The organism is Herbaspirillum sp. Her3 (assembly GCF_057961275.1).
In genome coordinates this window covers 4,817,899-4,843,729 of the sequence record NZ_CM176328.1, presented here as the reverse complement: position 1 = coordinate 4,843,729, position 25,831 = coordinate 4,817,899, and the positions used below count along the sequence as shown (strand labels likewise).

Below are 25,831 nucleotides of genomic sequence, written 5' to 3'. Positions count from 1 at the left end.
AGGAGCCAATCATGGCCAGCAAAAAAATCGCATCGGTATTGATCGCCACCACTCTTCTGGCTTCGGCCGCCGTCGTCAGCACGCCTGCGATGGCGCATGACCGGGGCGGTGACGGAGTGGCCATCGCTGCCGGCATCATCGGCGCCGTCGCCATCGGATCGCTGATCGCCAACGCCACGCCTGCGCCGGTCTACCAGGCCCCGCCGCAGCAGGTCTATTACCAGGCCCCGCAGCCGGTGTATTACCAGCCGCCGCAGCAGGTGGTCTATGAGCAGCCGCGCTACTACGCCCCGCCGCCGCCGCGTCCGGTGCGCTACGTGGAGCGTACGGAAGTGCGTACCTATCGCTACGACGACCGTCCGGATTATTACTACAGCCGTTGAGCAGCACGGTGCTGCAAGCAGGACATCCACGGCGCAAGCCATCTTGAGGGAAACGGGCAACCAGCAGGTTGCCCGTTTTTTTTCGTCGGTATGTAAAAGGGGCGTGGGCAAGCAAAGCGTCAGTAAAACGCTACATAATCATGAGCGGCTTGGTATTTTGTCAGCATAATAAGCCTGATCGTTTCGCCAGGGAGGCGAAACAGCATGCATTGCCAACAAGCAAGGAAACCCGCCCCAGATGATGGCCTCCATCGCCGCCGATGACATCCGGATCGCCCTCGACGCCGGCCACATCTGGCCTGCGCTGCAGCCATTGGTGCATCTGCGCACCGGCCGCATTGCCGGTTTCGAGATGCTGGCACGCTGGACCTGTCCGCAGCGCGGCGTGGTCTCCCCCATCGATTTCATCGATGTGGCCGAACGCGGCGGTGTGCTCGACGCCCTGCTGCTCAAGCTGCTCGATACCGTGGCCGTCAGCCTGCGCCATTGGCCCCCCGAGCTGCGGCTGGCGATCAATCTGTCGCCCTGCCAGTTCCTCGATACCAGCCTGCTGGACCGCCTGGCCGCCGTCATGCACACGCACGGGCTGCCGCTGTCGCGCCTGCAGCTGGAAATCACCGAGACCTTGCTGGTGCAGGATCATGAGCGCACGCTGCAGACCATCCTGGCCGCGCGACAGGCCGGTGCCAGCCTGTCGCTGGATGATTTCGGCACCGGTTATTCCAGCCTGACCCGGCTGCAGTCCTATCCCTTCGACGAGATCAAGATCGACGCCAGTTTCGTGCGGACCATGGACCAGGACCCGGACAACTTCCGCATCGTGCTGGCGGTGGCCGGGTTGGGCCAGAGCCTGAAGATGCATGTGGTGGCCGAAGGTATCGAGACCGAACACCACGCCCATCTGTTGCGGCGCATGGGCTGCGAATTCGGACAGGGTTTTCATCTTGGCCGGCCGGCCCCGCTGGCCGACGCAGCGCGTCTGATCGGTGAGCGCGGCGTCTGGCAGCGCCACAGCGCCGGCATCGATACCTCGCCCTTCCAGCGTTGGCACCAGCTCGACGCGCTGTACCGCAGCGCGCCGGTGGGCCTGTGCTTCCTCGACCCGCTGCTGCGTGTGGTCAGTGCCAATGCCATGATGATCGACCTGCTCGGCGGCAATGCCGGCAGCGATCTGGAGGGTAGTCCCGTCACCGACCTGCTGGATCGCAGTGAACACCAGCCGCTGCTGCGGATGGTGGCCGAGGTTGTTGATGGCGCATCGCCCGCGCCCATGGAATTCTTCAACTCGCGCACCGGGCGTACCTCGCTGCTGGCCTTCCAGCTGGTGCGCAGCGACCTGGGTGAATTATTGGGCATTTCGGGCTCGGCCGTGGACATCACGGCGCGGGTCTGCGCCGAGCGCACCGTGCGCGACAGTGAAGAGCATTTCCATCGGGCCATCGACCTCAGCCCCAACATTCCCTGGGCCGCTGACGCGCAAGGTGTGATTGACTACATCGGGCCGACCTTCGAATGGCTGCCCGAGCTGACCACCGCAGAGCGACACCAGCAGTGGCTGGCGCACATGCCCGAGGAAGACCGCGTGCGAGTGCGCCAGGAATGGCTGGCCAACATACCCACAGGGCGGCCGTTTCGCACCGAGTTTCGGGTCCTCTGGCCCGATGGCCAGTGGCGCTGGATGCGCAGCCGCGCCTCGCCGCATGCCGATGCCGACGGACGCGTCGTGCGCTGGTACGGGGTGATCGTCGACATCAGCACCGAGCGCCGGCTGCAGTACCGCATCAGTGCCCTGGAAGAGCAGATTCACCGCTTGCGCGGGACCGACCAGGACTAGGGCCTGTTCACATTCAATCGCACTCGCAGATTGAATGTGAACAGGCCCTAAGGCGGGCCTGTACATAATTTTGTGTAAACGGACTATTGGCAGGAAACTGTCGCCTTGTCCGGAGCCACAATGAGTAAAAAGAAACACGACGTACCCGAAGAATTACTGGCTGGATTGCTAGCCAATTACAAGAATCCCGAAGATTTAATAGGTGAAGAAGGCCTGTTGAAGCATCTCACCAAGCTGGTGGTGGAACGAGCCCTGGAAGCCGAGCTGAGCGAGCACCTGGGCCATGAGAAGCACGGGAGCGTAGCCAATGAGTCGGGCAACACCCGAAACGGCAAGAGTCGCAAGACGCTAAAGGGCGAATTCGGCGAGTTGCCAATTGAAGTTCCTCGAGACCGTCATGGCAGCTTCGAACCGAAGCTGGTAACCAAGCATCAGACGCGCTGGGCCGGCTTCGACGACAAGATTATTTCGCTGTATGCCCGTGGCATGACAGTAAGAGAGATTCAGGCGCACCTGGAAGAGATGTATGGAACCGAGGTGTCACCCAGCCTGATTTCATCGGTCACTGACGCCGTTGTCGATGAAGTCAAAGCCTGGCAAGCTAGGCCATTGAATCCAATTTATCCCATCGTTTATCTCGACTGTATCCATGTCAAAGTGCGTGAAGGAACGGTGCGAGTAAAAGCCGTCTACCTAGCCATCGGCATCACCATGGACGGTGAGAAGGAGGTGTTGGGACTGTGGCTAGCGCAAACGGAAGGCGCCAAGTTCTGGCTGCAGGTTGTCACTGAGCTGCGTAATCGCGGCGTGCAAGATATCTTCATCGCTTGCGTTGACGGCTTGAAGGGCTTCCCGGATGCCATCGAAGCTGTGTTCCCGAAGACCACGGTGCAGCTGTGTATCGTCCACATGGTCCGGCACAGCTTGAATTACGTCTCATGGAAACGACGTCCGGAGGTGGCGGCTGACCTACGATTGATTTACCAGTCGGCAACCGCCGAAGAAGCCGAACTCCGACTCGGTGAATTCGAAGAGAAATGGGATGCAGAGTATCTGCCTATCGGCCAATCCTGGCGGCGCAACTGGCCCCGTCTGATTCCGTTCTTCGACTTCCCACCAGAGATTCGAAAGGTCATCTATACGACCAATGCCATCGAGTCGGTCAACATGAGTTTGCGCAAGCTGACTAAGAACCGGGGCTCGTTCCCCAGCGATGAGGCGCTGATTAAACTCTTCTTCCTGGCCCTGCGCAACATCAGTAAAAAGTGGACGCTGCCCATCCGAGATTGGAAAGCTGCACTGACTCGGTTTACTATCCAGTTCGGTGAACGTATCTCTATGAATTAAACGAAATCCCGTTTACACAAAAAATCGGACACGCCCGTCCTTCATCAAAAAAGACGACAAATGATTTGCTAGAAAATGAGAAGGAAAGATCTGAGCGATACCGCACGCTGTATGAGGAATCTGTAGCTAGAGAGCTGGCATTGGTATACGAGATTTACGAGCTAAAAAAGGAGATCGCTCTTCATAAAAGAAGCAATCTACATTGAGCGCCATTTGGTAAGCCTTTTCCACTGCATTTTGGCTAGGAAAAACTCGAGGGCGTCAGACCGATTTCTGGATAGTCGTAAGCAAGGGGGTGTTTTAAAAGAGAAGCCCGCTTTAAGCGGGCTTCTCTTTTAATCAGCAGAATCGCGCTGCTCTTTCTTCTGGATAAACTCGATTTTATAGCCATCGGGATCTGTTACGAAAGCAATTACAGTTTTTCCATGCTTCATTGGTCCTGCTTCTCGCGTGACATTACCGCCTTTAGATTTAACCGCCTCGCACGCCGCATATGCATCTTCAACTTCAATTGCGATATGGCCGTATCCAGCTCCCAGGTCATATGTGGTTGTATTCCAATTGTGGGTTAGCTCCAATACCGTGTGCTCGTTCTCGGGACCATAACCAACAAAAGCCAAAGTAAATTTTCCATCAGGGTAGTCATTCTTACGAAGCAGTTTCATGCCCAGTACATTGGTATAAAAGTCGATAGACTTATCCAAATCTCCAACTCTTAACATTGTGTGCAGCATTCTCATGGATGAGTCCTTCCTTTGGCAAAAGTTTCATGGCGGAGGAATTATCGTACATTTGGCAATATGTCGCTTGCTGCAAAATGCCAGCAGTTGGACTTAGCTTGACGGATCACATCTCCGTTATGAAATGAGATTTCGGAATGGTAATTTTGAGAGCTTTACCTCGACTAGCATGCTGTCCATCGAACTATAGAGTTGTGGACAGCTGCTTGTTTTTGAAAAATCTTTTAAAATCAATTAAATACGTGCGGCCATTACAGCTATACTTTGAGGTACGGATGGCTACAAGATCGAGTTCATCCAGAAGAAGGAACAGTACAACGCCGCCGACTGAGGCACGTTGTCGTCAGCCTGCCAGCCCGCTCGTGCGGGCTTTTTTCATGGTAACGGCGTGCCGCGGGATTTCTGCCGCGACCGCCGTGTCCATTGAAGACGCACCATTGCATCAACCTTGCATCAACAGAACAACAACAGGAACGCCAATTGAGCCTTTACCAACTCTCCAAAAGCCACCTGCGCCGCCTGTGGGTCGAATACGGCATCCTCTGGAGCGGTGCCATCATCGTCGGCCTGGTCGCGGTGCTCTATGCCCAGGCCATCGAAATCGGCTTTGGTGTCTTTCGCAACATCGAGCACAAGTCGCCCTGGCTGCCGCTGCTGCTGACCCCTGCCGTCTGCGCGGCCTGCGTGTGGATCACGCGCCGCTACTTCCCGGGTTCGGAAGGCAGCGGCATTCCGCAAGCCATTGCCACCCTGCATGGTGACACGGCCGAGCGTGGCAGCGTGCTGCTTTCCATGCGGGTGCTGGTCGGCAAGATCGTGCTGTCGGTGGTGGCCATCGCTGGCGGCATGACCATCGGCCGTGAAGGACCGACGGTGCAGATCGGCGCGGCCATCATGTACAACCTGCGCCGGTTGTATCCATCCGGATACGAGCACATGGAGCGCCGCCTGATCCTGGCCGGTGCCGCTGCCGGCCTGGCCGCAGCGTTCAACACGCCGCTGGCGGGCATCGTGTTCGCCATCGAAGAACTCTCGCGCAGCTTCGAGCAGCGGGCCAGCGGCGTGGTCATCACCACCATCATTTTTGCCGGCCTGGTGGCGCTGTCGATCAACGGCAACTACACCTATTTCGGCTCAATTACCTTCCCCGGCGAAACCAGTGGCCGGCTGATCCTGGCCGTGGTGGTCACCGCCGTGCTGATGGGCGTGGCAGGCGGACTCTTCTGCTGGCTCATCCTCAATCCCACCCGCTGGATTCCGGCCAGCATCGTGACCCTGCGTGCCGAGCGCCCGGTGGTCTTCGCAGCCCTGTGCGGCTTCATCGTCGCGGTCATCGGCGTGGCTGCCGGTGGCGCCACTTTCGGCAGCGGCTACGAGCAGGCGCATGGTTTGCTCAACGATGGCCAGGGATTGTCGGTGTTCTATCCCTTCCTCAAGTTCGCCTCCATGATCGGCTCCTATCTGCCGGGCCTGCCTGGTGGCATCTTCGCGCCCTCGCTGTCCATTGGCGCCGGCTTCGGCAACCTGCTGCACCTGCTCTTCGGCGGCACCTCGCTGCCCATGCTGGTGGCGCTGGCCATGGTGGGCTATCTGGCGGCCGTCACGCAGTCACCCATCACCGCCTTCGTGATCGTCATGGAAATGGTCGATGGCCATGCGCTGGTGATCTCGCTGATGGCCACGGCCCTGATCGCTTCGGCCGTGTCCAAGGTCTTCGCGCCGCCTCTGTACGAAACCCTGGCCGAGCGCTACCTCAAGCATTGATGCTGCAAAACGTCGGTGGTCTGCGTCAATTTGACGCAGCCGCCGACATCCGCTTCCCGGGCGCATGCGCGCCGTCTTCGACATATTGCCGTGCTGCGCGCGACAATATGTCGCACTCCCCTGACGTTCTGCTTGTCCATAATCGCTCGCACTGCCTGCATCCAATGACGGGCACCTCGATAACGACAATCTCAGGGGAATTCCATGCAACTCACTCCTTGTGCCTGCGCTCTCGCGCTGGCCTTCAGTACTTGCGGCCATGTCTTGGCCCAGACCACCGCCGAGACAGATACCACGGCATTGCCGACCGTCACCGTACGTGGCGACAAAGCTGCTCCCGCCAGCCCGCTCAACGCCGACAGTGCGGCGCTGCTCAATGACCAGCCCGGTTATGCCAGCGCCGCTGCCGGTGGCGTCTCGGCGCTGCCCGTCTTGAATGGCTTTGCCGCCGACCGCCTCAAGATCCGCCTGGATGGAATGGAGGTCACGGCGGCCTGTGGCAACCAGATGAATGCGCCCATGTCCTATATGCCGCCTGCCCAGGTCGGCGTGACACGCGTGATCGCCGGTCTCACTCCGGTCAGCGTGGGTGGCGACAGCATCGGCGGCAGCATCGACCTGAGCTCGCCCGCGCCCCGTTTTGCCGCGCAGCCGGGGGAACTGCTGACCGAGGGCGGGTTTTCGGTGTCGGCACGCAGCGTCAATTCGGAAGTGTCGGCCTCGGTCCAGGCGACCGTGGCCAGCGACAGCCTGTCGGTGCACTACGTGGGCAGCCAGTCGCGTGCCGAGAGCTACGTCAACGGCGCTGGCGACAAGGTGCTGGGCAGCCAGTTCGAGAGCAACAATCACGCGATCACGGTGGCCGCCCGTGGCGACGGACAGCAAGTAGTGTTCAAGGCCGGTCAGCAGTTCATCCCCTACCAGGGCTTCCCCAACCAGTACATGGATATGACCGGCAACCGCTCCACCTTCGCCAACCTGGGCTACGAGCGCCGCTTCGACTGGGGCCAGCTGCTGGGCCGCGTGTACTGGCAGCGCACTGAGCATGAGATGGGTTTCTTCAGCGCCGAACGCACCGGCACCATGCCCATGCAGACGCGCGGCCGCGACCTCGGCTACACGCTGCGCGCCGACATCGATCTGGCGCCCGAGGGCAGCAGTGTTCTGCGCGTGGGTAACGAATACCACAGCTTCCATCTCGATGACGAGTGGCCCGCCGTGCCAGGCTCGATGATGATGGGGCCGCGCACCTATGTGAACATCAATGACGGAAAACGCGATCGCTTCGCCCTCTTTGCCGAATGGGAGCGTCGATGGAATGAACGTTGGAGCACAATCGTGGGCGTGCGCGATGAACTGGTCAAGACCGATGCCGGCGATGTGCAATCCTATGGCACCAACATGATGAACATGGCCGACCTGGCCGCCGCCAACGCCTTCAATGCGCGCGGCCATGCGAAGACCGACAACAACATCGACCTCACCGCCCTGGCACGTTTCACGCCCGATGCCGGCCAGACCTGGGAATTCGGCTACGCCCGCAAGACCCGCTCGCCCAATCTTTACGAGCGTTATACCTGGGGACGCGGCACCATGGCCATGACCATGACCAACTGGTTCGGCGATGGCAACGGCTACGTCGGCAACATCGACCTCAAGCCCGAAGTGGCGCACACGCTTTCGGCCACGGCCGACTGGCATGGCCAGGAGAAGGAAGGAAACGAGCCCAACTGGTTCTTCAAGCTGACGCCCTACTTCAGCTACGTCGAGAACTACATCGATGCCGACGTCATCGGCAGTTTCCATCCCTACAGCGTCAGCACGGCCTCCGGTGCGCTGCTGCAGTTTGCCAATCACGATGCCCGTTTGTATGGCATCAACGCTTCGTGGAAATGGCCGCTATGGCGCGCTGCCGCGCTGGGAGATATCGCCTTCACCGGCAAGGCAGGCCTCACGCGCGGCAAGCGCGTCGATGGCGGCAACCTGTATCACATGATGCCCTTCAATGTGCTGGCGGCGCTGGAGCAGAAGCGGGGCGCCTGGACCAATCGCGCTGAAGTCAACTACGTCGCGCGCAAGACCCTGGTGGACAGCAACCGGCTGGAACCTGTCACCGCCAGCTATACCGTCTTCAACCTGCGCAGCAGCTACCGTTTCAATGCCGCCATCAGCGTGAGCGCAGGCATCAGCAACCTGTTCAATCGCAACTACGCCGATGCGCTGGGCGGTGTCTATCTGTCGGGATTGGCCCAGGCCAAGAGCGGTAGCCTGCAAGCCTTGCCGGGCTATGGACGTTCGCTGGATGTGGGGGTGAACGTGAGCTTCTGATCCAGGTTCACGCAGGATTGCGCGCCGGGACCGGTCAGAAGATCGGCAGGGTTTCCGGTGCGCTGTCGCGCAAGGCTTTCTTGGCGGTCTCGAATTCGGGGAAGATCGATTGCACCGTGGCCCAGAAGCGCGGGCTGTGGTTCATCTCGCGCAGGTGGGCCAGTTCGTGGGCGATCACGTAGTCGATCAGCGGCAGGGCGAAATGCATCAGCCGCCAGTTCAGCCGGATGCGCGCATCCGAGGTGCAGGAACCCCATTGCGTGGTAGCCGATGACAAGGCGTAGGAGCGATAGCGTACGCCCAGTTTCTCGGCGTAGATCATCAGTCGCTTGCCGAACAGTTCTTCCGCACGCGCCTGCAGCCATCCTTGCACGCGATCCTTCAGTTGCTGCTCGCCGGCATCGGCGGGCAGGCTGATGTTGAGTTCGCGCGTCACTTCGTCGAGGAACACTGCCTGGCGCTGGCCGGTGCGGATGCGCAGCGTGATATCGCTGCCCAGGTAGGGCAGGGTGGCGCCATCGCGCCATTGCATCTGCGGTTGCAGGCGCCGCGCCGAGCGCTCGCGGCGCTCATTGAGCTTGGTCAGGATCCAGCGCTGCTTCTCACGGATGGCATTGTCGATCTCGGCCAGTGTGACCCACTTTGGGGCGGTCACGCGCAAGCCCTCGTCGCTCACCAGGAAACCGATGGTGCGGCGCTTGGAACGCAACAGGGCAAAGTCGATGGTGTGCTCGCCCAGCTGGATGCGGCGCTTGCCGTCGGCCGGACGGGCCGTCGTCGGCGGTGCCAGCAAGGGGCTTGGGGGCGCGTGTGGGGCGGCTGGCTCGGGAATCAGCGGGGGTGGCAGCGGGGCAGCATGCACCACCGGATGGGGCGTTACGATCAGCGGCGGTTGCACCGTCGGCGAGGGTAGCGCCGGGCCCGGATCCACCGGCGGCGCTGCCGGTGCTGCGGCAGGCGTGCCAAACAAATCCAGTTGCAGCGAGAGCTGGTCGGGATTGGTCTTGGGTTTGCGGAGCAGTATCAAGGCGGTCGCGGCGTCCTGTGTTGCGTTCGTTAGTTCGTTGGCTACCAAGGAGTGCGGCCGCGCGGCATTACTGGGATGCCTGGGCGGCCGGCCGGGGCGCGCTGTTCTTGTAGACGTCCGGCGAAATCACGCGCATCTCGGATTCTATCCAATTTTCGACGCGCTCGTTCAACTCCTGGGTAGTCATGCCTTCCGGCGAAATCGGCTTGCCAATCGAGACCGTGATCACGCCCGGCTTCTTGACGAAGCTGCCCTTGGGCCAGCACTGGCCCGAGTTCATCGCAATGGGTACCACCAGCGTATTGGTCTCCACCGCCAGGCGCGAACCACCGGCCTTGTACTTGCCCTGCGAGCCCACTGCAGTGCGCGTGCCTTCCGGGAACATCACAATCCACTGGCCATCGCGCAGGCGGCGCGTACCATGTTCCAGTACCTGCGCGAAGGCGTCACGGCCTTTCTTGCGGTCGATCGGGATCATGCGCAGCAGGCCGATGCCCCAGCCAAAGAAGGGGATGTAGGTCAGTTCCTTCTTGAACACGTAGACCAGCGGACGCGGCATGCTGATGACGTAGAAGATGGTTTCCCACGCCGACTGGTGCTTGGAGAGCAGGATCACCGGCGCATCGGGCAGGTTTTCCATGCCGCGCACCTCATGGCGGATGCCGCAGATCACGCGCGCGGCCCAGAGCACGAAGACGTTCCAGCGCGACGTCCACCAGTAGCGCTGGGCGTAAGGGAAGGGCGCCGACAGCAGGCAGGCGAAGGACCAGATGATGGTGGCCACGGACATGAGGACCATGAAGACCACCGAACGCAGGATCAGGACAAGGCGCAAAATCGTTTCTCCCATGCCGAGGCATGTTGTTGTAATGAATGGGGCAGGCTGTGCAGTCGTAGTGACAGCCTTGGTGGCCGTACTATACCGATACCCCGACCGGCGACTTGAGAATGAAATCAACTACCGCCGACAAATCCGGGAAGACCAGCGTGCCCGGTGGCAAGCCACCCTTGGCCTGGGTCTTCTCGCCCTTGCCGGTCAGCACCAGGTAGGGCGCACAACCGGCCACGTAGCCGGCCTGCAGGTCGCGCAGCGAGTCGCCCACGGTGGCCACGCCGCCGCGCAGGCTGATGTTGAAGCGCTTGGCGATCTCGTGGAACATGCCCGGCTTGGGTTTGCGGCAATCGCAATTGTCATCGGCCGAGTGCGGGCAGAAGAACACCGCATCGATATCGGCACCAGCCTGCTGGGCTGCATTGTGCATCTTCTGGTGGATGGCGTTGAGCGTCTTGATGTCGAACAAGCCGCGCGCCACACCCGACTGGTTGGTGGCCACCACCACGCGATAGCCGGCCTGGTTCAGGCGCGCGATGGCTTCCAGCGACCCCTTGATGGGAATCCACTCGTCGGGCGACTTGATGAAGGCATCGGAATCATGATTGATGACGCCATCGCGATCGAGAATGATCAGTTTCATTCCTGCTTTCCTTCATGAATACCGCCGCGCCAGGACAAGCCCGTGCGCGGCGGATCGGTATTGCTTGCGTTACTGCTGGTAGCGGCGGTTACTTACGCTGCCAGCTTGGAGATGTCGGCCACCTGGTTGAGCATGCCATGCAGCGCCGCCAGCAATGCCTGGCGGTTCTTGCGCAGTTGCTCATCCTCGGCGTTGACCATCACGTCGTTGAAGAAGGCATCGACGTTCTGGCGCAGTTGCGCCAGGGCCTTGAGCGCGCCGGCGAAGTCACCCGCAGCATAGGCCGCCTGCACCTGCGGACGCGTGGTCTGCATGGCGGCAAACAGGCCCTGTTCGGCGGTTTCCTTGAGCAGGCTTTCCTGCACGGCACCGTGGGCGTCGATGGCCACGCCTTCGATCTTCTTCAGGATGTTGGTGATGCGCTTGTTGGCCGCAGCCAGGGCCTCGGCTTCAGGCAGGGCCGCGAAGGCCTGCACGGCCTGCAGGCGTTCCACCACGTTGTCCAGCACATCGGGCTGCTGTGCCACCACCGCTTCGACTTCGTTCTGCGCAAAGCCGCGCTCGCGCAGCAGGCCACGCAGGCGGTCATGGATGAAGGCCTGCACTTCGGCGCGCGGCTCCTTGAAGTTGGCGTTGCCGGCGAAGAGCGCCACAGCAGCCTCCAGCAAGGCCGACAGCGACAGCGGCAGGCGCTTTTCCACCAGCATGCGCAGCACGCCCAAGGCGTGGCGGCGCAGCGCGAACGGGTCCTTGTCGCCGGTGGGCTGCAGGCCGATGCCCCAGATGCCGACCAGGGTTTCCAGCTTGTCGGCCAGCGCCACGGCGGTGCCGGTGGCGGTGCCGGGCAGGGCGTCGCCGGCGAAGCGCGGCTGGTAGTGCTCGGAAGCGGCCAGTGCCACTTCATCGGACTCACCATCATGACGCGCGTAGTACGTGCCCATGATGCCTTGCAGCTCGGGGAATTCACCGACCATGTCGGTCAGCAGGTCGGCCTTGGCCAGCAGCGCGCCGCGCTCGGCCAGCTTGACGTCGCCGCCCAGCAGGCTGGCGATCTTGCCGGCCAGTGCCTGCACGCGCTCGGTGCGCTGCAACTGGTTGCCCAGCTTGTTGTGGTAGACCACGTTGGCCAGTTGCGGCACGCGATCGACCAGGGATTTTTTCTTGTCCTGCTCGAAGAAGAACTTGGCATCCGACAGGCGCGGACGCACCACGCGCTCGTTGCCGCCGATGATGTGTTCGGGACGATCGGTCTCCAGGTTGGAAACGATCAGGAAGCGCGAACGCAGACGGCCATTGGCGTCGGTCAGCGCAAAATATTTCTGGTTGGTCTGCATGGTCAGGATCAGGCATTCCTGCGGCACGGCCAGGAATTCATCCTCGAACTTGCATTCGTAGACCACCGGCCACTCGACCAGCGCGGTGACTTCATCGAGTAGCGATTCCGGCATCAGCACCTGGTCGGCACCGGCCTTGGCCAGCAGCGCGGTGCGGATCTTTTCGCGGCGCTCGGTGAAGCTGGCGATGACCTTGCCTTGCGCGGCCAATGCCTCGACATAGGCGTCGGGCGAGGCGATCTGCAGCGCGCCCGAGGACAGGAAGCGATGGCCCAGCGTGGTACGGCCGGCATCCAGGCCCAGCGTGTTGATCGGCACCACATCATTGCCCAGTAGCGCCACCAGGTAGTGGGCCGGACGCACGAAGTGCACCGTCTCGCCGGCGGCGCGGCCGAACTGGCGCTGGTAGCTCATCACCTTGGGGATGGGCAGCTTGGACAGGCTCTCGTCGAGCGCCGCCTGCAGGCCGATGGCCAGAGCCGAACCCTTGGCGGTATAGGTGTAGAAGAAACTCTCGGCCTTGCCATCCTGGGCGCGTTCCAGCTGGTCGGGGGTGATGATGGTGGCACCGGTGGAGGCGGCCAGTGCGGCCAGCTTCTTGACCAGCGGGGCGGAGGGGCGGCCTTCGGCGTCCAGCGCGACGGTCACCGGCAGCACCTTTTCGCGGATCGATTTGTCCGGCGAGGCGGCACGCACCTGGGTGATGGAAACGGCCAGGCGGCGCGGGGTCGCGTAAGCGGTGGCGGCGGCGCCGGCGTCGAGATAGCCGCGGCTTTGCAGGCCGTTGAAGATGCCGTTGGCGAAGGCATCGCCCAGCTTGGCCAGCGCCTTGGGCGGCAGTTCTTCGGTGACGAGTTCTACGAGGAGTGTCTGGTTCATGTTGTCTGTCTTGCTGTCTTGCTCGGGACGCCGGTCAAGGGGAAACCGGACCGGCGCCGCATCATGTCATGGCGTTGTGCTTCAGGCCGCAGCCTTGGCCGGGCCTGCGCCCAGCATCGGGAAGCCCAGGCGCTCGCGCGATTCGAAATAGGCCTGCGCCACCGCCCGCGAGAGATTGCGGATGCGGCCGATGTAGGCAGCGCGCTCGGTGACCGAGATGGCGCCACGGGCATCGAGCATGTTGAAGGTATGGGCGGCTTTGAGGACCTGCTCGTAGGCCGGCAGCGCCAGCGGCACTTCCATGAGGCGCTTGGCTTCGGCTTCGTAGTTGGTGAACAGCGAGAACAGGAACTCGGTGTTGGAATACTCGAAGTTGAAGGTGGATTGTTCCACTTCGTTCTGGTGGAAGACGTCGCCGTAGGTCAGGTGCTTCTTGACGCCGTTCTCGGTCCATTCGGTCCAGACCAGGTCATAGACGTTTTCCACGCCCTGCAGGTACATCGCCAGACGCTCGATGCCGTAGGTGATCTCACCCAGCACCGGCTTGCAGTCGAGACCGCCGACTTGCTGGAAATAGGTAAATTGCGTCACTTCCATGCCATTGAGCCAGACTTCCCAGCCCAGGCCCCAGGCGCCCAGGGTGGGGTTTTCCCAGTCATCCTCGACGAAACGCACGTCATTTTGCTTCAGATCCAGTCCCAGCGCCTCCAGCGAGCCCAGGTACAGGTCCAGGATGTTTTCCGGGGCCGGCTTCAGCACCACCTGGTACTGATAGTAGTGCTGCATGCGGTTGGGGTTTTCGCCATAGCGGCCATCCTTGGGACGGCGCGAGGGCTGGACGTAGGCGGCACGCCACGGTTCCGGGCCGATCGCGCGCAGGAAGGTCGCGGTATGCGAGGTCCCCGCGCCGACTTCCATGTCGTAGGGCTGCAGCAGTGCGCAGCCCTGGGCGTCCCAATATTCTTGCAACTTGAGGATGATTTGTTGAAATGTCAGCATCGTGTGTGGTTGCCTGGCGAACCGGCGGAGGAATTGCGAAAACCGTGAATTTTAGCGCCTTTTGGGGCGTTTGACCCGGTTTTGCCGGGGCGCGGCGCCGGCCGGCCCTCGCTGGCGCATCTCGCTGACGGATCAGTGACGGATGCGCGCGGCCTTGTTGCGGCCCCAGGCCAGCAGCAGCATCAGCAGGGCCAGCCCGACGACGAGCTTGTTGCCCAGCAGAATGTAGGGCGTCTGCCCGGCATAGCCCTGCACCTGGCCGGAGAGCACGCCGCGCGTGTAGGGCGGCAGTTCGCTCACGGCCCCGCCCGGCAGGATCACGGCCGTTGCTCCCGTGTTGGTAGCGCGCAGCATGGGACGGCCGGTTTCCAGCGTGCGCATCTGCGAGATCTGCAGGTGCTGGGGCAGGGCAATCGAGTTGCCGAACCAGGCGATGTTGGACAGGTTCAGCAACAGGCTGGCCTGCGGCTGGCCGGCGCGATAGGAATCGCGCAACTGCCCGGCGATCTCTTCGCCGAACAGGTCTTCGTAGCAGATGTTGGGCAGCACCCACTGGTCCTTCACGCCAAAGGGCGACTGCACCGGAGCCCCGCGCGTCATGTCGCCCAGCGGGATGTGCATCAGGTCGACGAACCAGCGGAAGCCCGGTGGAATGAATTCACCGAAGGGCACCAGGTGGTGCTTGTCATAGCGATAGGGCATCAGGGCCGAACCCAGCCCCGGGCCGAAGCCCAGCACCGAATTGGCATACAGCTGCGGGCCGTCGGACAGCGGGATGCCCAGCGCCAGGTGGCTGCCGCTGTTCTGTGCAAAGCGCGCGATGCGTTCGAGATAGTCCGGCGGCAACTGCTGCGGCAGCAGCGGGATGGCGGTCTCCGGGGTGGCGATCAGGTCGGCCGGCGCGGCGCTGATCATCTGCTCGTACATGCTGAGGGTAGAGACCAGGGCATCGTTGGAGAATTTCATTTCCTGCGGGATATTCCCCTGCAGCAGGCGCACCGTGATCGGCTGGCCTTGCGGTGTCGTCCACTGCACCAGCCGCAAGGCCACGCCGCCCGCGCACAGCAGGGCGGCGGCACACAGCGGCAGCACGATGCGCTGGCCGGTACCGGCCACGCCCTTGCGCGAGATGCCCATCCACAGCAGCGCCAGGCAGCCCGCGATCAGCGCCGATATTGCGCCGACGAAGTAGACCCCGCCAATCGGCGCGAAGCCGGCCAGCGGTCCGACGGTGTGGGCATACCCCGACACCAGCCACGGGAAACCGGTAAACACCCAGCCGCGCGCCCATTCCGACAAAGCCCACAGCGAGGGCAGCATGAACAGCGCCAGCACCAGCGGCGACGACGACCAGCGATGGCGCAGCCAGCCCGCCAGCGCGGTGGCCGCGCCCGCATAGAGGCCCAGGTAGAGGGCCAGCAAACCGACCGCCAGCGCCGCCATCCAGCCCGGCATGCCGCCATAGTCGTGCATGCTGATGTAGAGCCAGTGCACGCCAGCGGCGGCCCAGCCGAAGCCGTACAGCCAGCCGCGCAGGAAATGGCGGCCGGTGGAAGCCTGCGGTTGCGCCAGCACGCCATGGAACAGCCAGGCCAGGGCCAGGATCTGCAAGGGCCACAGCTTGAAAGGCGCGAAGGCGAAGACGTTGACGGCACCGGCGGCGACCGGCAGCAGCCAGCCGAGCGCCGTACCAAGGCTGCCGCGCTCAGCAGTTGCGCCGCGCGGCAGGGGCAAGTCTTGAGGGGAGGGGGAAGTCACGATGGCAACGGCAGAAAGATCAGGCGATCACTCGTCGTCCAGCGGTGCCGGCGGCAGCTTGGACACCAGCAGCACGTGCACCTGGCGTGCATCGGCACGCAGCACTTCGAAGTGCAGTCCATCGATGTCGAATTCGTCGCCCTTGCGCGGCACGCGGCCCACGTGGTTGGCGACCAGGCCGCCGATGGTGTCGGCGTCTTCGTCGGAGAAGCGGCTGCCGACTTCTTCATTGAACTGTTCGATCTCGGTCAACGCCTTGACGCGCCAGCGCGCACCGTGCGGACCATCCTTGAGGGCCAGCACATTGTCTTCGGCTTCGTCGAAATCGTATTCATCCTCGATGTCGCCGACGATCTGTTCCAGCACGTCCTCGATGGTGATGAGGCCGGCCACGCCACCGTATTCGTCCACCACCACGGCCATATGGTTGCGGTTGGCGCGGAAGTCGCGCAGCAGCACGTTCAGGCGCTTGGATTCGGGAATGAAGATGGCCGGGCGCAGCATGTCGCGCACGTCGAAGGATTCCTCGGCGTAATAGCGCAGCAGGTCCTTGGCCAGCAGGATGCCGATCACCTTGTCGCGCTCGCCATCCACGGCGGGAAAGCGCGAGTGCGAGGTCGCCAGTACTTCGGGCATCCAGGTTTCGATGGGCTTGGAAATATCGATGGTGTCCATCTGCGAGCGCGGCACCATGATGTCGCGTACCGCCAGGTCGGAGACCTGGAACACGCCTTCGATCATCGACAGCGCATCGGCATCGATGAGATTGCGCTCGTGGGCGTCGTGCAACACTTCGAGCAGTTCTGCCCGGTTCTCGGGCTCGGGGGAAATCAGTGCGGTGAGTCGTTCAAACAGGGAACGATGAGGTTTAGCGTCAGATTTGACGCTACTAGGGTGATCTTGCATGGCGTTAGGCGCGAGCCCGACGTAGTTTCGAAGAGCCATAGGATACAACAATTATGTGACAAGTCCACTAAAGGGCCCCGCCACACCGGCCTTTACAGCGCACCACCCGGTTACTCTGCAGTCGTCCTGGCAACCCCGTCTTGCCGGCCGGAAAGCCAGGCCGGGACTGCCTCTGCGCCGCATACAAAAAGAGCCGGCATGCGCGATGCCGGCAAGAACGCCCTCACGGAAAACTTGTCAGCCTGCGCATCAGGCGTAGCTCAGCGTCGGCACCATCGTGCCCGCAGCCGGCTGTGCCGACGGCGACTGCCATTGCTGCGCTGCCTGATCGGGCGTGAGCCTGAACACGCTCACCACGTCGGTCAGGGCCACGGTCTGCTGCTGCATCGACGCGGCCGCAGCGGCCGCCTGCTCGACCAGGGCAGCGTTTTGCTGGGTGGTCCGGTCGATCTGGGCCACGGCGTTGTTGATCTGTTCCAGGCCGGCGGTCTGCTCGGCACTGGCGGCGCTGATGTCCTGCACGATATGGGTCACGCTCTGGATGCTCCTGACCACTTCTTCCATGGTCGAGCCGGCTTCGCTGACCTGCTGCTCGCCGGTGGCGACCTTGGCGACGGATTCATTGATGAGCGCTTCGATTTCCTTGGCGGCAACGGCCGAGCGCTGGGCCAGCGAGCGCACCTCGGAAGCCACCACCGCGAAGCCGCGGCCTTGTTCGCCGGCACGGGCCGCTTCCACGGCGGCATTGAGGGCCAGGATATTGGTCTGGAAGGCAATGCCATCGATCACGCTGATGATGTCCACGATCTTGCGCGAAGAGGCGCTGATGGCGTGCATGGTATCGACCACGCGGCCCACGGCGGCACCGCTTTTGATGGCCACCTCCGAGGCATTGTCGGCCAGGTGCTGGGCCTGGCGGGCATTGTCGGTGGTCTGCTTGACGGTGGCGGTCAGCTCTTCCATCGCCGAGGCGGTTTCCTGCAGCGAACCGGCCTGCTGTTCGGTGCGGGTCGACAGATCCATGTTGCCGCGCTTGATTTCATCCGAGGCCACGGCGATGGTGTCGGTGCCATGACGCACTTCGCCGACGATGGCGACCAGGCTGTCATTCATGCCCTTGAGCGCGCGCATGAGCTGGCCCAGCTCATCCTTGCTGGTGACCTCGATGCGGCTGCCCAGGTCGCCCGCTTGCACGCTTTGCGCCACGCTCACCGCCTGCGCCAGCGGACGCGAGATCGAGCGGGTCAGCAGCCAGGCGATCAGGCCGCCCAGTACCAGTGCCGCGAGACTGGCTCCCATCATGGTCCACTTGGACAGGGAATATGCGGCTTCGGCTGCCTCCGCGTTGGTTTCGGAATTCTTGCGCAAGAGCTTGTTGAATTGTTCAGCTTGGGCGATGACGCGATTGAGAATGGGCATGCAATCCTTGACCAGCGAAGTGCGTGCCGCCTCGTTCTGTTGCGAGGTCGCTAGCCTGACGATGTTCACGGCCACTGGCAGATACTGTGCTTCCAGCTTGCGCAGTTGCTCCAGCATTTCGCGCTCCTGCACCGAGGTGACGGGGTCCTGCATCAGCCGAGTCAGTTCGGCCATGCCTGCATCGATCTCCTTTTGCGCTCTTCCGACCAACTCCACGTCGCCTTTCTGTTCGGCAGCATCCTGCACCAGCGTCAGGTTGCGTGCGGCAATGGCGCGCAGGCCAACGGCAAATTGCACCTTGGACAAGGCTTCCAGCTTGCCCTCATCGACCGAGGTCAGGAAGACGATGCGATCGTTCAGACGCGACACTTGCTGCAGGCCGAAGGCAGCGACCGCTACCAACAGGACCAGTACGGCGGCAAAGCCAAGGCCAAGACGATGGCCGATCTTCAAGTTCTTCATGACAACCTCCCCGATAAATTTGAATTGGTGTGGAAGGATTCTCGTTCAGCTGTACGACATATCCCATAGGGCTTTTCCTGAAAGCCAGAGTTAACGCTCAACAGAAAGTCGCGTACAGATTGTCACGCCAATATCAAACGAAAAAATCGATGATCGTATCGGGGAAATCGATCAATTTTTGAGTGGATAAACTGGCAATGGGTTGACGCAAAACAATAAAAAATAAAGCTGAAAAATAAAAGCCGAAAAAAACGGCCTGCATCAGCAGACCGTTTCGGAGCAACATGCGGCGTCACGTTTCAGCGTGACTTGTAGGGATTGTCGTAGCCCAGACTGGCCAGGATCTCGGTCTCCAGCGCTTCCATCTCGTTGGCTTCCTCATCATCTTCATGGTCATAACCCTGCGCATGCAACACGCCATGCACGACCAGGTGGGCAGTGTGTTCCTCCACGCTCTTCTTCTGCTCGGCCGCCTCCTTCTCCAGCACGTCGGTGCAGAAGATGATGTCGGCTTCGGTCACTTCGCTGTCCTCATCTTCGGTATAGGCGAAGGTCAGCACGTTGGTAGCGTAGTCCTTGCCGCGATAGTCACGGTTCAGGTCGCGGCCTTCTTCGGAACCGACGAAACGCAGCGTCAGTTCGGCCGGCGCAAAGAGCGCCGCCTGTACCCAGCGGCGCAGGAGAGGGCGGGTGATGCTGTCCTTGAGACGGTCGTCGGCATATTGCACCGACAGCGTGAGTTTATGTTTTGGCATGGCGCGGCTTGGCGGATTTGGTCAGGAGGTTGGTCGCAGTGCGGGCAGTGGCGCGCGCGGTATCGGGACGGACGTTGCCGGCAGCGTCGTAGGCATCGACGATGCGCGCCACCAGCGGATGGCGCACCACGTCGGCACTGGTGAAGCGCGAGAAGGCGATGCCGCGCACGTCGTGCAGCACCGACAGCGCATCGACCAGGCCGCTCTTCTGGCCATGGTGAAGGTCGACCTGCGTCACGTCGCCGGTGATGACGGCCTTGCTGCCGAAACCGATGCGGGTCAGGAACATCTTCATCTGTTCCGGCGTGGTGTTCTGTGCTTCGTCCAGGATGATGAAGGCGTGGTTCAGCGTACGGCCGCGCATGTAGGCCAGCGGTGCAATCTCGATGGCCTGCTTCTCGAAGAGCTTCTGCGTGCGGTCAAAGCCCAGCAGGTCATACAGCGCGTCATACAGCGGGCGCAGGTAGGGATCGACCTTCTGCGCCAGGTCACCCGGCAGGAAGCCCAGGCGCTCGCCGGCTTCCACGGCCGGACGCGTGAGCACGATGCGCTGCACGGCATCGCGTTCCAGCGCATCGACCGCGCAGGCCACCGCCAGGTAGGTCTTGCCGGTACCGGCCGGACCGACGCCGAAGGTGATGTCGTGTTCCAGGATGGCGTTCAGGTACTGGCTCTGGTGCGGCGTGCGTCCGCGCAGGTCGTGCTTGCGGGTCTTGAGGATGGGGCTCTCGGGCAGCGGGTCCTGGCTGTCCTGTTCTTCTTCGGCCACGGCAGCGGCACCCTTGCCACGCCGCGCGGGCAAGGGCGGCAGGCCGGCTTCTTCATCGGCAGCGGCGTTGGCACGTTGCTCCACCAGGGCCAGCTGGATATCGTCCACCGCCACCGGACGGTCGGCCTTTTCGTAGAAGTGCTCCAGCACTTCCACGGCGCGCTCGGCATTGGTGCCGGTGACCACGAAGCGGTCACCGCGGCGGAAGATGGTCACATCCAGCGCTGCTGAAATCTGGCGCAGGTTCTCATCGAGGGCGCCGCACAGGTTGGCCAGGCGCTTGTTGTCCAGCGGCTGGGGCGTGAAGTGATGCGGCTGATTGGGAATTTTTTTCAATGCACGATTCCGGTTAGGGGGATTGAAACTCAATGCTGGACCACGATCTCGCCACGCAGCGAGAAGGGGAAGGCTTCGGTGATGCTGACCTCGATGATCTGGCCGATCAGACGCTGGCCGTTCGGGCCACCGTCGAAGTTGACCACGCGATTGCTCTCGGTACGGCCTTGCAATTCATGCTCGCGGCGTTTGGAGACGCCTTCCACCAGCACGCGCTGCACCGTGCCGACCTGTGCTGCGCTGATCTTCGCCGCATTCTCGTTGAGCGCGGCCTGCAGGCGCTGCAGGCGGGCCAGCTTGACTTCCTGAGGCGTGTCGTCCTGCAGGTTGGCGGCCGGCGTGCCGGGGCGCGGGCTGAAGATGAAGGAAAAACTGTTGTCGAAGCCGACATCGGCCACCAGCTTCATGAGCGCTTCGAAATCTTCCTCGGTCTCGCCGGGGAAACCGACGATGAAGTCCGATTGCACCGTGATGTCCGGGCGCACCTTGCGCATGCGGCGGATCACCGACTTGTACTCCAGCGCCGTATAGCCACGCTTCATGGCCGCCAGCGTGCGGTCCGAGCCGTGCTGTGCGGGCAGGTAGAGGTGATTGCACAGCTTGGGCACCTTGGCATAGGTGTCGATCAGGCGCTGCGAGAATTCCTTGGGATGGCTGGTCACGAAGCGGATGCGCTCGATGCCCGGCAGTTCGGCGATGTATTCGATCAAGAGCGCGAAGTCGGCGATCTCGCCATCTTCCATCACGCCGCGATAGGCGTTCACGTTCTGGCCCAGCAGCATGATTTCCTTGACGCCCTGGTCGGCCAGCCCGGCCACTTCGGTCAGCACGTCCTCGAAGCGGCGCGAGACTTCCTCGCCGCGCGTATAAGGCACCACGCAGTAGCTGCAATACTTGCTGCAGCCTTCCATGATGGAGACATAGGCCGTCGCGCCTTCCACGCGCGCAGGTGGCAGGTGGTCGAACTTCTCGATTTCGGGAAAGCTGATGTCCACCTGTGGACGGCCGCTGTAGCGGCGCTCGGAAATCATCTGCGGCAGGCGATGCAGCGTTTGCGGGCCAAACACCATGTCCACGAAGGGCGCGCGCTTGATGATGGCATCGCCTTCCTGCGAGGCCACGCAGCCACCCACGCCGATGAGCAGGTCGGGATTGTCCTTCTTCAGCGCGCGCAGGCGGCCCAGGTCGGAAAACACCTTCTCCTGCGCCTTCTCGCGGATCGAGCAGGTGTTCAGCAGGATCACGTCGGCCTCTTCCGGACGGTCGGTCTTGACAAGGCCTTCGGCGGCATGGAGCACGTCGGCCATCTTGTCCGAGTCGTACTCGTTCATCTGGCAGCCGAAGGTTTTGATGAATACTTTTTTCTGCATAAATCTTTATCAGGCGAAGTGCGCAGGAAGGACGCATGGAACATGCGCGCGCCGGCGAGGAGGAGGGCGGCGGGCCGCTGGAGGTGCTGCAGCAGCGGGGGAGGAGCCCATCCCCGAAGGTTCGCGATTATAGCACCGCGAGGCCCGGCCAGCCGCGCCAGGAGCGCGCCGGTGCTGTCCGGGCGGCAAGTCTCACAGGTCCGCGCAGCAGTCCTGCAGCCACGCCAGCACCGCCCGCAGCCGGGGCAGTGCCTTGAGATCGCGGTGGAACACCGCCCATAGCTCCCGCTGCAGCTGTGGCGCGGACTCCACAGTCTGCAATTCCGGCGCCAGCAGGTAGCTCGGCAGCAAGGCCAGCCCTACCCCGGCGCGCGCGGCCATGCACTGCGCCACCAGGCTGGTGCTGCGAAAGCGCACCGGGTTGCCGGCAGCGTGGTCGGCGATCCAGCGCGTCTCCGGGATATCGGGCACGCCATCGTCATAGGCCACGAAGGGCGCCGATCTGGGCGCACACCGCCACCGCGCCACATTGTCCGCCGTCCCGCACAGGTAAAAACGCACCGCTCCCAGCGGCCGGGCGATCAGCTCCCCATCCTGGGGCTTGCCGAAGCGCAGCGCCAGATCGGCTTCACGCCGGGCCAGGCTCAAGGTCTGGTGGCCCATCGCAAATTCCACATCCAGCGCCGGCCATTGCTGCAACAGCTGCGGCAGGCGCGGCGCCAGGAACAGGGTGCCGATGGCATCCGTGCAGGCCAGGCGCAGCTTGCCTTCCAGCCGCAGATCGCCACCGGCCAGCGTGCGTGCCAACTGCCGGGTCTGGTCCTGCATGGCGCGCGCGGCACTGAGGACGCTCTCGCCCAGCCGGGTCAGTTCCACCTCCTCGGCGCGGCGCAGGAACAGCGGTGCCTGCAAGGAAGCTTCGAGCTGCTGCAGGCGGCGGCCGATAGTCGCATGCGTCACCCCGAGCGCACGCGCCGCGCCGGAGAGGCTGCCGGCGTCGATGAAGGCGGCGAAGCTGCGCAGGCTTTCCCAGTCGGCATCCAGGGCGGCGTGTACGGTCCGGGCCGAGGAGGGGCGCTGGTTGCCGGAAGGGGCTGTTAATTTTTTCACAGATGGATCGCGATTTTGGTGAATGGTGGTGCAAATTTTATCGGACTAAGATGGTCCGTCTCTGTGCGTTTTCGATCACCGCAGCCATTTTTCTGATTTTCCTCGATCTTTTTTTAACAAGGAGCCGCCCATGTCCTTTCCCCAGACCCTGATCCAGATTGCCGGTGGCAGCGCGCGTGCCGCCACCTGGCAAGAAGCCGTCCTGCTCATCATTGACCACCAGACTGAATACACCACCGGCCGTGCTCCCATGGCCGGCATCGATGCTGCGGTCGGCGAGATTGCCGGGCTGCTGCGCCAGGCCCGTGCCGCCGGTGCGCCGGTGATCCACGTGGTGCATCACGGCAAGCCGGGCGGTGCCATGTTCGATCCGCAAGGCCCGCACGTGGCCATCATCGAGGGTGTCCAGCCCGAGCCGGGTGAGCTGGTGCTGCCCAAGAGCCTGCCCAACTCCTTTGCCGGCACCCCGCTGGATGAGGCCTTGAAGAAGACCGGCCGCAAGTCGCTGATCGTGGCCGGCTTCGCTACCCACATGTGCGTGAGCGCGACCGTGCGCTCGGCACTGGACCATGGTTATGCCTCCACGGTGGTGGCCTCTGCCTGCGCTACCCGCGACCTGCCGGACCCCCTTGGTGGCGCGCCCGTCAAGGCCGCCGAGATCCAGCGCGTGGCGCTGGCCGAGCTGGCCGACCGCTATGCCACCGTGGTGGCTGATGCGGCGGCGTTGATGGCAGCCTGATATTGATCAGCAGCTCTTTACAGCGTGCAGCGCAAGGACGCTACCTGATCGGTAGCGTCCTTTTTTCATGGCGTTGACTTACCCATAAGCAGATCGGTTTCGAAAAAAATCCAAGAAAATTTCATCACGTTAACGACGCGGATCTAGCAATAATTAGAAATTACACATGAATATTCAGGAGCGCTGAAATTCAGGAGACAGAATCGCTTAGTTTGTCGGCTTTCCGAAATTCGCTCGTCCCGCCAGGCAGTCGGCGCAGCAGCCTTGCGCATCAGGCTCTGCAGACGAGGAGAACGCAGCAGGGCGCTTTGCTGTTGTGCTGCATTTCAATAAATAACACCCTGCACGCGTGTGGACGTCTGCAAGGACGATCCTTAGAAAAAGGAATGAGTCGACCATGATTCCCGCCGTCTTCAGCGACAGGCTCACCGCACTGCTGGCCAGCGGCCGGCGCACGATACTCGGCATAGCCGGCCCGCCCGGCAGCGGCAAGTCCACGCTGGCCCAGGCGTTGCTTGAGCATGTGCAGGCCCAGGGGCTAAGTCGGGCCGTCATCTTGCCCATGGACGGCTATCACCTCGCCAATGCCGAGCTGGCACGCCTGGGACGCACTGCACGCAAGGGCGCCGAGGATACCTTCGATAGCGCTGGCTATGTCCATCTGCTGTCACGCTTGCGCCAGCAGGGCGCTGATGAAGTCATCTACGCGCCGCAGTTCCTGCGCGAGATCGAAGAAGCCATTGCCGGCAGCATCGCCATCCCGCCCGGGACACAGCTCATCATCACCGAGGGCAACTACCTGCTGCTGGACCGGGGCCACTGGTCACGCGTGCTGCCCCTGCTCGATGAGGTCTGGTACGTCGATGTCGATCCGGCGCTGCGGCTGCAGCGGCTGATCGCACGCCACGTGCAGTTCGGCCGCAGCCCTGCCGAGGCCGAGGCCTGGGTGATGGACAGTGATGAAATCAACGCTGCCCTGATCGAGACCACGCGCGACCACGCCGACCAGATTTTTCGCTGGGGCTGAGGCCCGGCGTGAATGCATCAAAAAGCAGTCATCATCCCCCCTCAAACTTCCAACAAGAACGGAGACAAGCATGATCCAGAAAACCCTCGCCATCGCCTGCGCCACCCTGTCGCTGGCGGCCGTCACTGCCCCCTCGCACGCTGCCGACAAGCCGCTGAAATCGGTCGGCGTCACCCTCGGCGACCTCGCCAATCCCTTCTTCGTAGCCATCGCCAAGGGCGCCGAGAGCGGCGCGCACAAGATCAATCCGCAGGCCAAGGTCACCGTGGTCTCTTCCAAGTACGACCTCAACACCCAGGTTGGCCAGATCGAGAACTTCATCGCCAACAAGGTCGACATGATCGTGCTCAATGCAGCCGATTCCAAGGGCGTCGGCCCCGCCGTCAAGAAAGCGAAAAAGGCCGGCATCGTCGTGGTGGCCGTGGACGTGGCCGCTGAAGGCGCGGACGTGACCGTCATGTCGGACAACACCATGGCCGGTGCCGAGTCCTGCAAGTACATCGCCGACAAGCTGCAGGGCAAGGGCAACGTGGTCATCGTCAACGGGCCGCCCGTGTCGGCAGTGATGGATCGCGTCAGCGGCTGCAAGGCCGAGTTCAAGAAGTCGCCCGGCATCAAGATCCTCTCCGACAACCAGAACGCCGGTGGCAGCCGCGATGGCGGCATGACCACCATGTCCAACCTGCTGGCTGCGCAAGGCAAGATTGATGGCGTCTTCGCCATCAATGACCCCACCGCCATCGGTGCCGAGCTGGCCATCCGCCAGGCCAAGCGCAGCGACATCAAGGTCATCACCGGCGTGGATGGCGCCCCTGACGCCGAACGCGCGCTCAAGGACAGCAAGTCGCTCTTCGCCGCCTCGCCCGCGCAGGACCCGTATGGCATGGCCGCCGAGAGCGTGGCCATCGGCTATCAGGTGATGAATGGCCACACCCCCGAGAAGCCCGTCAAGCTGCTGCCCGTCAAGCTGATCACGCGCGACAACGTGGCTGACTACAAGGGCTGGGTGCCGGCCAACTGAGGCCGCCGCACGCACACCGGTTCGCCATGAACATCAGCGCGCCGGTGCA

At 62.4% G+C, this 25,831-nt stretch carries 21 protein-coding genes; 8 read left to right on the top strand and 13 right to left on the bottom strand.

Annotated elements, in window-relative coordinates; all coding sequences use genetic code 11:
• The first annotated feature begins 11 nt into the window (after positions 1-11).
• From ACVC5H_RS22005 to ACVC5H_RS21995, 3 genes are all read left to right on the top strand, one after another.
• Entirely contained in the window at positions 12-383 is a 372-nt protein-coding gene (locus ACVC5H_RS22005) for a hypothetical protein (protein WP_489619851.1), read from the top strand.
• A 238-nt stretch (positions 384-621) separates the two neighbouring features.
• Entirely contained in the window at positions 622-2,217 is a 1,596-nt protein-coding gene (locus tag ACVC5H_RS22000; RefSeq protein ID WP_489619850.1) for an EAL domain-containing protein, read from the top strand.
• Between the two features lie 120 nt (positions 2,218-2,337).
• Positions 2,338-3,564, top strand: coding sequence for an IS256 family transposase (locus ACVC5H_RS21995; protein WP_209585377.1), 1,227 nt, complete (start codon positions 2,338-2,340; stop codon positions 3,562-3,564).
• A gap of 335 nt (positions 3,565-3,899) precedes the next feature.
• Here ACVC5H_RS21995 and gloA read toward each other — a convergent pair whose 3' ends face one another.
• Positions 3,900-4,304 (bottom strand): lactoylglutathione lyase, encoded by a 405-nt coding sequence (gloA, locus tag ACVC5H_RS21990; protein ID WP_489619849.1) that lies wholly within the window; start codon positions 4,302-4,304, stop codon positions 3,900-3,902.
• Positions 4,305-4,784: 480 nt separating this feature from the next.
• On the opposite strand from gloA, the gene ACVC5H_RS21985 reads away from it, so the two are divergent.
• Positions 4,785-6,068: a chloride channel protein gene (locus ACVC5H_RS21985; RefSeq protein WP_489619848.1), complete on the top strand. Its 1,284-nt coding sequence runs from the start codon at positions 4,785-4,787 to the stop codon at positions 6,066-6,068.
• Positions 6,069-6,272: 204 nt separating this feature from the next.
• Positions 6,273-8,396 carry a TonB-dependent receptor gene (locus tag ACVC5H_RS21980; RefSeq protein WP_489619847.1) on the top strand — a complete coding sequence of 708 codons (2,124 nt, stop codon included), beginning with the start codon at positions 6,273-6,275 and terminating at the stop codon, positions 8,394-8,396.
• A 34-nt stretch (positions 8,397-8,430) separates the two neighbouring features.
• Here ACVC5H_RS21980 and ACVC5H_RS21975 read toward each other — a convergent pair whose 3' ends face one another.
• The 12 genes from ACVC5H_RS21975 to ACVC5H_RS21920 form a co-directional block, all read right to left on the bottom strand.
• Positions 8,431-9,423: a M48 family metallopeptidase gene (locus tag ACVC5H_RS21975; protein WP_489619846.1), complete on the bottom strand. Its 993-nt coding sequence runs from the start codon at positions 9,421-9,423 to the stop codon at positions 8,431-8,433.
• A 67-nt stretch (positions 9,424-9,490) separates the two neighbouring features.
• Complete coding sequence (locus tag ACVC5H_RS21970; RefSeq protein ID WP_489619845.1) at positions 9,491-10,273, bottom strand: lysophospholipid acyltransferase family protein; 783 nt, start codon at positions 10,271-10,273, stop codon at positions 9,491-9,493.
• Between the two features lie 67 nt (positions 10,274-10,340).
• Positions 10,341-10,898, bottom strand: coding sequence for a D-glycero-beta-D-manno-heptose 1,7-bisphosphate 7-phosphatase (gene gmhB, locus ACVC5H_RS21965; RefSeq protein WP_088754633.1), 558 nt, complete (start codon positions 10,896-10,898; stop codon positions 10,341-10,343).
• A gap of 92 nt (positions 10,899-10,990) precedes the next feature.
• The gene (gene glyS / locus ACVC5H_RS21960) at positions 10,991-13,111 is read right to left on the bottom strand and encodes a glycine--tRNA ligase subunit beta (RefSeq protein WP_489619844.1); all 2,121 of its coding nucleotides are present in this window, start codon (positions 13,109-13,111) and stop codon (positions 10,991-10,993) included.
• Between the two features lie 81 nt (positions 13,112-13,192).
• A complete protein-coding gene (gene glyQ / locus ACVC5H_RS21955) occupies positions 13,193-14,110 on the bottom strand; it encodes a glycine--tRNA ligase subunit alpha (protein WP_489619843.1) in 918 nt (305 codons plus the stop codon).
• A 132-nt stretch (positions 14,111-14,242) separates the two neighbouring features.
• On the bottom strand, positions 14,243-15,868 hold the full coding sequence (lnt, locus tag ACVC5H_RS21950; RefSeq protein WP_489619842.1) for an apolipoprotein N-acyltransferase: 1,626 nt from the start codon (positions 15,866-15,868) through the stop codon (positions 14,243-14,245).
• A 27-nt stretch (positions 15,869-15,895) separates the two neighbouring features.
• Complete coding sequence (locus tag ACVC5H_RS21945; RefSeq protein WP_338718041.1) at positions 15,896-16,774, bottom strand: CorC family transporter; 879 nt, start codon at positions 16,772-16,774, stop codon at positions 15,896-15,898.
• Between the two features lie 249 nt (positions 16,775-17,023).
• On the bottom strand, positions 17,024-18,655 hold the full coding sequence (locus tag ACVC5H_RS21940; RefSeq protein WP_489619841.1) for a methyl-accepting chemotaxis protein: 1,632 nt from the start codon (positions 18,653-18,655) through the stop codon (positions 17,024-17,026).
• A gap of 299 nt (positions 18,656-18,954) precedes the next feature.
• Complete coding sequence (ybeY, locus tag ACVC5H_RS21935) at positions 18,955-19,410, bottom strand: rRNA maturation RNase YbeY (RefSeq protein WP_489619840.1); 456 nt, start codon at positions 19,408-19,410, stop codon at positions 18,955-18,957.
• Positions 19,397-20,515: a PhoH family protein gene (locus ACVC5H_RS21930; protein ID WP_489619839.1), complete on the bottom strand. Its 1,119-nt coding sequence runs from the start codon at positions 20,513-20,515 to the stop codon at positions 19,397-19,399. Before ACVC5H_RS21930 ends, ybeY begins: the two co-directional genes overlap by 14 nt.
• A 29-nt stretch (positions 20,516-20,544) precedes the next feature.
• Positions 20,545-21,885, bottom strand: coding sequence for a tRNA (N6-isopentenyl adenosine(37)-C2)-methylthiotransferase MiaB (gene miaB, locus ACVC5H_RS21925; RefSeq protein ID WP_489619838.1), 1,341 nt, complete (start codon positions 21,883-21,885; stop codon positions 20,545-20,547).
• 192 nt (positions 21,886-22,077) lie between these two features.
• Positions 22,078-22,929 (bottom strand): LysR family transcriptional regulator, encoded by an 852-nt coding sequence (locus tag ACVC5H_RS21920; protein ID WP_489622744.1) that lies wholly within the window; start codon positions 22,927-22,929, stop codon positions 22,078-22,080.
• A 196-nt stretch (positions 22,930-23,125) separates the two neighbouring features.
• Between ACVC5H_RS21920 and ACVC5H_RS21915 the strand changes: the two genes are divergently transcribed.
• From ACVC5H_RS21915 to ACVC5H_RS21905, 3 genes are all read left to right on the top strand, one after another.
• Complete coding sequence (locus ACVC5H_RS21915) at positions 23,126-23,734, top strand: cysteine hydrolase family protein (RefSeq protein ID WP_489619837.1); 609 nt, start codon at positions 23,126-23,128, stop codon at positions 23,732-23,734.
• A 397-nt stretch (positions 23,735-24,131) separates the two neighbouring features.
• Positions 24,132-24,761 carry a nucleoside/nucleotide kinase family protein gene (locus tag ACVC5H_RS21910; RefSeq protein ID WP_489619836.1) on the top strand — a complete coding sequence of 210 codons (630 nt, stop codon included), beginning with the start codon at positions 24,132-24,134 and terminating at the stop codon, positions 24,759-24,761.
• A 70-nt stretch (positions 24,762-24,831) separates the two neighbouring features.
• Positions 24,832-25,782 (top strand): ABC transporter substrate-binding protein, encoded by a 951-nt coding sequence (locus ACVC5H_RS21905; protein ID WP_489619835.1) that lies wholly within the window; start codon positions 24,832-24,834, stop codon positions 25,780-25,782.
• The last annotated feature ends 49 nt before the right edge of the window (positions 25,783-25,831 follow it).

Bases quoted from the DNA above. Each gene is read 5' to 3' on its own strand.
- ACVC5H_RS22005 (WP_489619851.1), top strand. From the start codon at position 12: ATGGCCAGCAAAAAAATCGCATCGGTATTGATCGCCACCACTCTTCTG.
- ACVC5H_RS22000 (WP_489619850.1), top strand. From the start codon at position 622: ATGATGGCCTCCATCGCCGCCGATGACATCCGGATCGCCCTCGACGCC.
- ACVC5H_RS21995 (WP_209585377.1), top strand. From the start codon at position 2,338: ATGAGTAAAAAGAAACACGACGTACCCGAAGAATTACTGGCTGGATTG.
- gloA (WP_489619849.1), bottom strand. From the start codon at position 4,304: ATGAGAATGCTGCACACAATGTTAAGAGTTGGAGATTTGGATAAGTCT.
- ACVC5H_RS21980 (WP_489619847.1), top strand. From the start codon at position 6,273: ATGCAACTCACTCCTTGTGCCTGCGCTCTCGCGCTGGCCTTCAGTACT.
- ACVC5H_RS21970 (WP_489619845.1), bottom strand. From the start codon at position 10,273: ATGGGAGAAACGATTTTGCGCCTTGTCCTGATCCTGCGTTCGGTGGTC.
- gmhB (WP_088754633.1), bottom strand. From the start codon at position 10,898: ATGAAACTGATCATTCTCGATCGCGATGGCGTCATCAATCATGATTCC.
- glyS (WP_489619844.1), bottom strand. From the start codon at position 13,111: ATGAACCAGACACTCCTCGTAGAACTCGTCACCGAAGAACTGCCGCCC.
- glyQ (WP_489619843.1), bottom strand. From the start codon at position 14,110: ATGCTGACATTTCAACAAATCATCCTCAAGTTGCAAGAATATTGGGAC.
- ACVC5H_RS21945 (WP_338718041.1), bottom strand. From the start codon at position 16,774: ATGCAAGATCACCCTAGTAGCGTCAAATCTGACGCTAAACCTCATCGT.
- ACVC5H_RS21940 (WP_489619841.1), bottom strand. From the start codon at position 18,655: ATGAAGAACTTGAAGATCGGCCATCGTCTTGGCCTTGGCTTTGCCGCC.
- ybeY (WP_489619840.1), bottom strand. From the start codon at position 19,410: ATGCCAAAACATAAACTCACGCTGTCGGTGCAATATGCCGACGACCGT.
- miaB (WP_489619838.1), bottom strand. From the start codon at position 21,885: ATGCAGAAAAAAGTATTCATCAAAACCTTCGGCTGCCAGATGAACGAG.
- ACVC5H_RS21915 (WP_489619837.1), top strand. From the start codon at position 23,126: ATGTCCTTTCCCCAGACCCTGATCCAGATTGCCGGTGGCAGCGCGCGT.
- ACVC5H_RS21910 (WP_489619836.1), top strand. From the start codon at position 24,132: ATGATTCCCGCCGTCTTCAGCGACAGGCTCACCGCACTGCTGGCCAGC.
- ACVC5H_RS21905 (WP_489619835.1), top strand. From the start codon at position 24,832: ATGATCCAGAAAACCCTCGCCATCGCCTGCGCCACCCTGTCGCTGGCG.